The following is a 9,829-nucleotide window of genomic DNA, read 5'->3' as shown; positions in this document are numbered from 1 at the left end:
CATGGCTCCCGCCATATCAATCGACAGTGCAGGCACGGAGGGATGCAGATTGGCTCCCGTAAAGTCCGAAAAAGCCGAAAGATAAGACCCGCCCAGAATATTGCCAATTTCCATGAGCGCTGACATTTCCAGCTCGGAAAACTCGTCGCTGTCCTTCTCCGTACCGAAAAGTATTTTCAACAACATTTTCGCACTGCTCATTTTGATCATCAGAAACATGCTTCCCGGGAAATCGCCTTCAACGCGGAGGAACACCCCAACAACCAATTGTTCAGCTCCGCCAATCACCTCATCAATTTCATTAAGGGGTACCACATGAACGCGGGGAACGTTCATCTCGATGTCCTTTTGCATCAATACAGACAGGGCAGTGGCTGCATGCCCTGCCCCAATGTTTCCGATTTCCCGCAGCACGCTCAGTTGAAATTCGTTTAATTTCAGCAAGGGGTCAGCCATTTCTACTTCTCCATCCCGCCCAGTTGCTGTAGTTCTTCAGAATTCAGGACTTTGTCAAGATTTAAGAGGATTAGCAAGCGGTCCTGAAGCTTTGCCACTCCCTCCAGATAAGCCGCACGAATTCCGCCTACCACTTCAGGCGGAGGTTCGATAGAATCCGTGGAAATATCTATCACATCATTAGCGGAGTCCACAATCAATCCGACTTCCATCTCGTCTGTCGCAACAATAATGATACGCGTTGTTTCGGTGTAATTTTCTTCCCCAAGACCAAACCGGGTCTTCAGATCGATAATCGGAGTCACGACACCGCGCAGATTGATCACGCCTTTAACAAACCCAGGCGTGCGAGGAACCCTGGTAATGCGCTGCATTCTTTCTATGGAACGGACCTGGTTCACCTCAACGCCATATTCCTCGTCCAGCAGCCTGAACACGATATATTTGTTCTCTTTTACATTTTGCTCCAGTTCTTGTTTATCCAACATGGCAGCCGCCTCCTTTTTAATGTATCAATGCGTTGCAATCCAGAATCAGGGCCACCTGTCCGTCGCCTAAAATTGTAGAACCGGAAATGCCGAATATGCCGCCGGACAGATACTTACCCAGCGATTTCAGGACGACCTCTTGTTGCCCGATGAAGGAATCGACAACCAGCGCAGCCAGCTTGTCCCCTTTGCGAACAATCACCACATTCTCTTCCTCATCATCCTTCGGCACGGAACGGGGAATCGAAAACACTTGATCGAGATAGACAAGCGGAACAACCCGTCCGCGGAAATCCATCACCATTTGTCCGTGCACACTCTTGATTTCATTACGCTTCAGATTTGCCGTTTCAATGATGGAAGTAAGCGGAATGGCATACTTTTCATCACTGATTTGCACCAGCATTGCCTGAATAATCGACAATGTCAACGGCAATTGGATAATGAACTTGGTTCCTTCCCCAAGAACGGAATTGACAACCACACGGCCGCCCAGGGATTCAATCTTGCTTTTTACAACATCCAAACCAACGCCGCGTCCTGACACGTCCGAAATTTTTTCGGCGGTGCTGAATCCGGAACGGAACAAAAGATCGAACACCTGTTCGTTTGTGTAGGATTCAGCCCGTGCAGAATCAACGAGTCCTCTTTCAATGGCCTTTTTCAGAATTTTATTGCGGTCAATTCCCCGACCGTCTTCCGAGATCTCAATAAAAACATGGTTTCCGGAATGGTAGGCAACCAACTGCAATCTGCCGGTATCATTCTTGCCTGCCTTAATTCTTTCTTCGGGAGTTTCCAACCCGTGGTCCAAAGCATTGCGCAGGATGTGAACCAGCGGGTCTCCGATCTCGTCAATTACAGTCCGGTCGAGTTCCGTCTCCGCACCAAGAATCTCAAAATCAATTTTCTTGTTCAATTCTTTGGCCAAATCCCGAACCATTCGCGGGAAACGGTTAAACACCGTTTCAACAGGCACCATTCGAATGGTCATCACTATGTTTTGCAGATCGGTGCTCACCCGGGACATATGTTCAACTGTCTCGACCAATTCCGGATTGTTGCTGTCACGGGCGATTTGTTCCAGACGGGTTTTGTCGATAACCAATTCGCTGAACAGATTCATTAGAATATCGAGTCGCTCGATGTCCACACGGACCGATTTGCCTGCGGACAGTTTCTTCGCGTCCACTTGCTGCTTTCCGTTTCCGGCTGCTTGTGGTTTGTCTTTCTCTGAAGAATTTGCAGCAGTTGGATTCACCGGGTTCATTGGCAGAATAGTGGCGGCAGCAGCTGCAGCCTCAGCCATGGCTTGTTCTGTCTCCAGTTTTGCCGGATCGATGGTTATCACTTCAGCCAAGGATACTTCAGACACCTGCAGGACCGCCTGTTTGACAGTCTCTTCATCCGAATCGGTTACCAGTACCATTTTGAACTCGAAGTCGAACTTCTCTTCCTCAATGTCTTCCACACTTGGTTCCGATTTGATGATCTCCCCCAGATTCTCAAGGGCATTGAACACCATATAGGAACGGGCGGCACGAAGCACACAGGATTGGTCCAGCACGACCCGGATCAAGAAAACGTTTTTGCCGTTGGCAGCCGATTCTTTGATTACCGTTTGTTCATAGGAATTGAAAGAACAGACCGCCCTGACGGAATCCGATTGAACGGGACTGGAAGGTTCTGCCGTTGGTTTTCCCTCAATAACAGAGGTCAGTTTCTTCAAAGTGTCCTCAATTTCGATTGTGGAATCGGTTCCTTTCTCGATAATGTCGGCCAACTGGGATTCCAGAATGTCAACACAACGGAAAAGAACATCCATGACCTGTTCCGTAACCGGAAGTTTATTATTTCTCATCAAATCCAGACCGTTTTCCATCTCATGGGTAAGATGAGCCATCTTTTCGAACCCCATGGTGGCAGCCATGCCCTTCAAGGTATGGGCCGAACGGAAAATCAGGTTTATAATCTCCAGATCCTGTGGAGACTGTTCCAGCGACAACAAGTTGTCATTGATAGCCTGCAGGTGTTCTTTTGACTCTTCAATGAACATCTCCAGGTATTGATTCATGTCCATCATGAATCACCTCCTAGTTCTTTAAGAAGCTCACAATCTGCTTGGAAACTTCATGCAAAGGCACAACCGCATCGACACAGCCCGTTTCGGCGGCCGCTTTCGGCATGCCGTACACCACACATGTTTCTTTTGCTTCTGAGATCGTTTTGCCGCCGGCCTGTTTGATTAACTTCAAACCTTCCGCACCGTCGTTTCCCATTCCGGTGAGAATTACGGCCTGCAATGCCACTCCCTGCAACGCGGCAACCGATCGGAACAGGTTGTTGACTGCCGGACGGTGTCCCCCAACGGGCGGAGTCTTGTCAAGTTTCACCACAAACCTGCCTCCGGAACTCTCCACCTGCATATGGTAATCACCCGGTGCAATGTAAACGTGACCCGTTTCCAATTCTTGTCCGTGTTCCGCTTCGTGAACCCGAACGGAGCAGATCTGGTCAAGACGGTTAGCCAATGATTTGGTAAAACCGGGAGGCATATGCTGCACTACCACAACTGCCGCATTCAAATCTCCGGGCAAACCTCCCAAAACCGTTTGCAGCGCTCGCGGTCCACCTGTCGAGGTGCCAATGGCCACAATCCGTGTTACCTTGCCGGCTGCCGATGTATTTGCATATGCGGTACGCACGGGAGCGCCAAGATGGGTTACAGGATTCATGAAGGCAGGTATCGTTTTCTTTACTTGAAAATCCTTTCTGCGGTTTGCAGCGGCCTTCACTTTGCCGATCAATTCCGTGCTTACCTTTGCCAGATCCAGTGAGATGGAGCCGGATGGTTTTGCGATAAAATCAAAAGCCCCCAACTCAAGCGCCTGAATTGTATGATTCGCCCCCGCAGTGGTCAAGCTGCTCAGAATAATCACCGGGAGACGATGAAGCTCAAGGATCTTGGGCAAAACTTCCATCCCTGTCATGACTGGCATTTCAATATCAAGCGTAACCACATCCACTTGGTGACGCTGCAGCATATCCAAAGCGTCCTTGCCATTGCGGGCGGTGGCCACCACCTGAATGTCCGGGTCGGATTGCAATATATCTGTTATAATTCGGCGCATGAGAGCGGAATCGTCTACTACGAGCACACGTACAGGCTCCATCGGTGGTCCCCCTTCACTGTCTCTAGTTGCGAAAAACGTGGGTCATTCGTGAAAGAAAGGAGCGAATCCCAGAGTCACCGTGATTTATCCCTACATTCAGATTTAAATGTTTCTTTGCAAGCTGATCTATACTTCTGGACGCAGCCGAATCAGGATACTGGAGATAAAAAGGCACTTGTTCCTTTACGGCTTTCGAAACCTTCGGGTCGTCAAACACATACCCGAGAGTTTGAAGCTGCACATGGAGAAACTGATTGGTAACCAGAACCAGTTTATCTGCCACCTGCTTACCTTCAGCCGCAGAAGTCACACGGTTTACTACCAGTTGAATATGGGCAGCCGGATTGTGTTTGACCACCAGTTTGATCAAAGCATAAGCGTCTGTGATAGCTGTCGGTTCGGGCGTACAAACCGTTATGATGTCATCGGCAGATAGAATGAACCGGAGCGTTCCTTCAGTAAGTCCGGCACCCGTGTCAATGATCAAATAATCGGCAAACCCTTGCAATTCCTCCAGTTCGTCAACCAGATAATCGACTTGGTCCTGTTTGAGACTCAGCAGATCCTGCAGCCCGGATCCGCCGGCTATATAGTGAATGCCAAGTGGTCCAAGCTCCAGAATGTCCCAGATCGAAACCCTTCTCAAAATCAGATCGGCCAGTGTCCGACCGGGGGATTTGCCAATCAGTACATCGATATTGGCAAAGCCTACATCGGCATCGAGCACTACGACCTTTTTGCCCATGGAAGTCAGCGCAAGTGCGAAGTTAAGTGAAAAGTTGGATTTGCCCACTCCGCCCTTGCCACTGGTAACCGCCATTACCCTGATTGACGGTTTTGGCCGGTTGTCAATTCGACCGGTTGAGAACATTTGACGAAGCCGTTGAGCCTGATCATACATGCCGTTTCTCCCCTACGACCAGTCTGGCAATCTGTTCAGGTGTTGCCACTTCGATGTCTTCCGGCACATTCTGTCCGGTTGTGAAATAGGCCAGCGGTTTTTTAAACCGGTGCGACAGATTGTAAATGGCACCGTAACTGTTGGTCTCGTCAAGCTTTGTAAAGATGAATTTGTCAATGGACACTCCTTCAAAATGGCTGACAATATGTTCCAAGTCATTGGATTTGGTTGTCAGGGAGAGTACCAGACATGTCTCATCCGGATTGCTTGCTTGCAGAAACTCATTCAATTGATCAACATAAATCGACTCGCCGAAATTGCGTCCGGCCGTATCAATCAGGATCAGATCCCGATCCTTCAGTTTCTCCAGGGCAAATTCCACCTCTTCGGTGGAGAAGACAACCTCAACCGGAATCTGCAGAATGTTTGCATACGTCTTCAACTGTTCAACGGCTGCAATCCGGAAAGTATCGGTTGTGATTAACCCCACCTTCCGTTTTTTCTTCAACAACTGCTCCGCCGCAATCTTGGCAATCGTTGTTGTTTTGCCTACGCCCGTAGGGCCTACAAAGGCCACAACTCTCGATTCAGGAGACAGGGGAGCCGGCTCTACTTTGGAATAGATTTCCTTACTTATTAAATTTGTTAAAATATGTCGAAATTCCTGCTCGCTGGTCGCTTGAAATTCTTCATTTTCTTGTACGACAGACAGAACGAGCTTTTCGGCCAGCTCGGGAGACACGTCATTTGCCACAAGTTCCTCCCGCAGTTTTTGAATCGGGACGGGCAGAGCATCAGGAGTCTGGTTCAAAAATTTGGTCAAAATGCCTCTCAACTCCTGAACTTCCCGCAAAACATCCGCTTCCTGAAATGAGGCCGCCTTGTGCCCCGGCTGTTCAAATGAAGTCTGAATCGGTTGAGGCCGCTGATAGGTTGGTGTCCGCACGGATTTTCCAGCATCAGACTTCTTCTCCGGTTGCGATGGCAACTGTGTCCGTGGCCGTTGCGACTGCAATGGCTGTCTTCGTTTCTCGATTGGCGGGTTTGGCCTGCTCTTATGTGGTATGCCTGCTTCCCTGTCATTGACCGCAGCCACCACTTCCAACTGGGTAGTGGTAAAAATGCCCAGAAAACCGCGTTGTTTGATTTTTTTGGAACTGAGTATCACCGCCTCGTGTCCCAAATCCTGTTTGATCTTTGCCAAAGCTTCCGGCATATCCTTGACTACATACCGTTTGACGATCATCAGATGGTCACCGTCCCTCCGCTTTTCACTTCAATAGAAGGATCCAATTCGTTGTATGACAGAATGGTCAAATCGGGCAGGACCCTTTCCACAAGCCTTCTCATATGCATCCGGATATTGGGAGCCGTAAGTACAATCGGTGTGTTTCCGGTTGCAGTTACATACTGGATTTGTTCATTCAAGGACTGGTAGATTCTTTGTGAGACACTCGGATCCAGCACCAGATAGGAACCTTGTTCCGAGTGCTGAATATTTTCAAGAATCACCTTCTCCACTCCCGGAGATAAAGTGATTACAGTCAGCGGCTGCCCCGGTGTCCGGAACTGGTTAGTGATCTGCCTGGCCAGAGAGGTTCTCACATATTCTGTCAACAGGTCATGATCCTTGGTATAAGACGCCATATCGGCCATTGTTTCCAGAATCGTGACCATGTCGCGGACTGACACTTTCTCCCGGAGGAGGTTCACCAACACTTTCTGGATGTCGCCGATGGTGAAGAGATTGGGCGTTACTTCGTCCACCAGAGCGGGATAGTTGTTCTTGAGGGAGTCGATAAGCTGTTTGGTTTCCTGCCGCCCAAGCAGTTCATGTGCATGCCGTTTGAGTATCTCTGTCAAGTGGGTCGCCACCACAGAGGGCGGGTCCACAACGGTATATCCCGACATTTCAGCGGTTTCTCGCATGTCTTCGGTTATCCATAACGCAGGAAGCCCGAAAGCCGGTTCTTTTGTGGGAATGCCGAAAACGTTCGGGTCATCGATACCCGGGCTCATGGCCAGATAATGATCGAGCAGAAGCTCCCCTTTTGCCACTTCATTTCCTTTGATTTTGATCACATATTCGGTTGGCCGCAGCTGAATGTTATCGCGGATTCGAATAACCGGAACCACGATTCCAAGCTCCAGAGCCAATTGCCTGCGGATCATGATGACACGATCCAGAAGGTCTCCCCCCTGATTGGTGTCGGCAAGCGGGATCAAAGCATACCCGAATTCAAACTCAATCGGGTCGATATGTGTTAATGTCACAACACTTTCCGGACTCCGAACTTCCGCTTGTTCCTCTTCAGCCACCTGTTCCATCATCTTGATCTCTTCCACCACCCGGGTCTGTTGGATTCGGTATCCCCCCACCGCCACAAGAAGCGCAATGGGCAATGTGGTAAGAGGTCCGATGGGAGTGAAGAATCCCAATAACCCGATCATGCCCGCCACTATATACAGCATGCGGGGATAGGCAAGAAGCTGCTTCACCACGTCTTGGCTCAAGTTGCTGTCAGAGGCGGCACGGGTTACCACAAGTCCAGTGGCAGTAGAAATCAACAGGGCAGGAATTTGGGAAACCAAGCCGTCACCGACAGACAACAGGGTATACTGCTGCATCACTTGAGCAACATCCAACCCGTTGTTGTTCATTGTCATGCCGATGATGAAACCGCCGATGATATTGATGATCACAATGATGATGGAGGCGATTGCGTCCCCTTTTACAAATTTGCTGGCACCGTCCATTGCGCCGTAAAAATCTGCTTCCCGTTCAATCGTTTGCCTGCGTTCGCGTGCTTCCTTCTCTGTAATAAGGCCGGAGTTCAGATCCGCATCAATGCTGATCTGTTTCCCCGGCATCGCATCCAACGTGAATCGGGCAGCCACTTCCGCCACCCGTTCAGCCCCTTTGGTTATGACAATGAATTGAATGATGACAAGAATTAAGAATACGATGAAACCGACAACCGCATTGCCGCCAATGACAAAACTGCCGAACGTATGAATGACGTTGCCCGCTTCTCCTTCACTCAGGATCAGGCGGGTGGAAGACACGTTAAGACCCAGCCTGAACAGAGTGGTAATCAGCAGCAGGGCGGGAAATATGGAAAATTGCAATGGCTCTTTCGTATTCATGGCAATCAGAAGGATCGTCAGGGAAACACTCAGATTCAGAATGAGCAAGAAATCCAACAACCATGTCGGAAGCGGAATTACCAGCATCACTACAATCCCCAGAATACCCAGAATCACCGCCAGATCTGATCTTTTCACAGCTTCACCCTCCTTTCCTAAACCTTGCGTTTCAATCTGTAAACGTATGCCAGGACTTCAGCCACAGCCTGAAACAGTTCCTGCGGAATCGTTTCGCCGATTTCTACGGTTTTGTAAAGCGTTTGAGCCAGGGGCTTGTTCTCCACCAGCACCACGCCATTTTCTTTGGCAATTTGTTTGATTCGTTGTGCCAGATCATCCGTCCCTTTGGCAATGACCACAGGTGCTTCCATCTTGTCTCCGTCATATTGGATGGCAACCGCAAAGTGGGTTGGGTTGGTAATTACCACATCCGCCTTTGGAACCTCCTGCATCATTCGCCGCATGGCCATGGCCCTCTGTCTTTCCTTGATCTTCCCTTTAATGGTCGGATTTCCTTCCGTTTTCTTGAACTCATCCTTGATGTCTTCCTTGCTCATTCGCAAGCTTCGTTCGTGGTCGTAGCGCTGATAGAAGAAATCAAAGATAGCCAGTACAAGCAGCAACAGGGCAGATTTCCAAAGGATTTCAAAGGTGATGCCGCCAACCACGGACAAGATGCTTGGAATGTCCATCCGGCTCAGATTCGAGAGACTCCCTATCTCCGATACGATGGAGTCATAAACCAAGTACCCCACAAGCAGGATCTTGATAATGGACTTAGCCAATTCCACAAGGGTACGGAGCGCGAAGATACGTTTAACCCCCTGGATCGGATCCATTTTCTCCAGCTTGGGAATAATGGGTTCCACTGTAAAATGGCTCCCCACTTGCAGGTAGGCAGTCATAAAACCTATCACAAATACGATTGCAACGATTGGAAGGGTGAACTTGACCGAAACCAATCCCATATCTGCAAATAACCTGCCGGCATTGCCTTCAGTAAGCTGAAGCGTCAAATTGGCAGTCAAACTGTGCTTCATATACGAAAGAAAATTGTCTATATAAAACCCGCTCATCATTTTGATGATCAGGATGGAACCCAACAGAATCAAAGCGGACTGCAATTCGGGACTTCTTGGAACTTGCCCTTTCTTTCTGGCTTCCTGCAGCCTTCGTGGCGTGGGCTTTTCGGTTTTTTCGCCGGCAAACTGCTGCAAATTCCATTTGATCATGCCCGTCCCCCCAGTACCTCCAAAAGCGAATCAACCTGTCTGAACATCAAATGGAACAGATCCTGAAGGAAATAGACAAATACAGGCATAACCAGAATTAACATGAAGAGTCCCAAAAAAATCTTGACCGGCAGCCCCACAATAAAGATGTTCATTTGGGGAACCGTTCTTGCAATAATGGCAAACCCAATATCGGTTACCAGGAGTGCCGCAACCACCGGCATGCTGATTTTGACCGCCAGCAGAAACATGGCGGAGAATGCCTTGAACATGAATTCCAGCATGCTATCGGATAATGCAAGTTGACCGGGTTTAACAAAATCAAAACTTTGTATGACAGATGACAGAAGTGCGAAATGGCCATCCATCCCCAGAAACAGCAGGATCGCCAACAGATTCTTGAAACTGCCCATGATGGGAGTATGAAACCCG

The 9,829-nt window shown here is 49.1% G+C and carries 9 protein-coding genes; all 9 read right to left on the bottom strand.

Annotated features, from left to right (window positions below; genetic code table 11):
• Positions 1–456 (bottom strand): chemotaxis protein CheC (locus EFBL_RS21290; RefSeq protein WP_231705778.1); only part of this gene is annotated, 456 nt, incomplete at its 3' end.
• Positions 457–458: 2 nt separating this feature from the next.
• Positions 459–944 carry a chemotaxis protein CheW gene (locus EFBL_RS11475; protein ID WP_096182271.1) on the bottom strand — a complete coding sequence of 162 codons (486 nt, stop codon included), beginning with the start codon at positions 942–944 and terminating at the stop codon, positions 459–461.
• A 16-nt stretch (positions 945–960) separates the two neighbouring features.
• Positions 961–3,024, bottom strand: coding sequence for a chemotaxis protein CheA (locus EFBL_RS11470; RefSeq protein WP_096182334.1), 2,064 nt, complete (start codon positions 3,022–3,024; stop codon positions 961–963).
• Between the two features lie 13 nt (positions 3,025–3,037).
• Positions 3,038–4,117 carry a protein-glutamate methylesterase/protein-glutamine glutaminase gene (locus tag EFBL_RS11465; RefSeq protein ID WP_096182270.1) on the bottom strand — a complete coding sequence of 360 codons (1,080 nt, stop codon included), beginning with the start codon at positions 4,115–4,117 and terminating at the stop codon, positions 3,038–3,040.
• Positions 4,118–4,139: 22 nt separating this feature from the next.
• Entirely contained in the window at positions 4,140–5,018 is an 879-nt protein-coding gene (locus tag EFBL_RS11460; RefSeq protein WP_096182269.1) for a MinD/ParA family protein, read from the bottom strand.
• Entirely contained in the window at positions 5,011–6,264 is a 1,254-nt protein-coding gene (gene flhF, locus EFBL_RS11455) for a flagellar biosynthesis GTPase FlhF (RefSeq protein WP_096182268.1), read from the bottom strand. The genes EFBL_RS11460 and flhF overlap by 8 nt, the downstream gene beginning before the upstream one ends.
• Entirely contained in the window at positions 6,264–8,303 is a 2,040-nt protein-coding gene (flhA, locus tag EFBL_RS11450; RefSeq protein ID WP_096182267.1) for a flagellar biosynthesis protein FlhA, read from the bottom strand. The genes flhF and flhA overlap by 1 nt, the downstream gene beginning before the upstream one ends.
• A 17-nt stretch (positions 8,304–8,320) precedes the next feature.
• Positions 8,321–9,397 carry a flagellar biosynthesis protein FlhB gene (gene flhB / locus EFBL_RS11445; protein ID WP_096182266.1) on the bottom strand — a complete coding sequence of 359 codons (1,077 nt, stop codon included), beginning with the start codon at positions 9,395–9,397 and terminating at the stop codon, positions 8,321–8,323.
• A partial coding sequence (locus EFBL_RS11440) for a flagellar biosynthetic protein FliR (RefSeq protein WP_172899696.1) occupies positions 9,394–9,829 on the bottom strand: 436 nt, incomplete at its 5' end. The genes flhB and EFBL_RS11440, both read right to left, overlap by 4 nt.

Source organism: Effusibacillus lacus, from assembly GCF_002335525.1.
Lineage (GTDB): Bacteria > Bacillota > Bacilli > Tumebacillales > Effusibacillaceae > Effusibacillus > Effusibacillus lacus.
This window is presented reverse-complemented; position numbering and strand designations above follow the sequence as displayed.

Excerpts from the sequence above, each read along its gene's own strand:
- EFBL_RS11465 (WP_096182270.1), bottom strand. The coding sequence starts at position 4,117 with ATGGAGCCTGTACGTGTGCTCGTAGTAGACGATTCCGCTCTCATGCGC.
- flhB (WP_096182266.1), bottom strand. The coding sequence starts at position 9,397 with ATGATCAAATGGAATTTGCAGCAGTTTGCCGGCGAAAAAACCGAAAAG.
- EFBL_RS11475 (WP_096182271.1), bottom strand. The coding sequence starts at position 944 with ATGTTGGATAAACAAGAACTGGAGCAAAATGTAAAAGAGAACAAATAT.
- EFBL_RS11460 (WP_096182269.1), bottom strand. The coding sequence starts at position 5,018 with ATGTATGATCAGGCTCAACGGCTTCGTCAAATGTTCTCAACCGGTCGA.
- flhF (WP_096182268.1), bottom strand. The coding sequence starts at position 6,264 with ATGATCGTCAAACGGTATGTAGTCAAGGATATGCCGGAAGCTTTGGCA.
- EFBL_RS11470 (WP_096182334.1), bottom strand. The coding sequence starts at position 3,024 with ATGGACATGAATCAATACCTGGAGATGTTCATTGAAGAGTCAAAAGAA.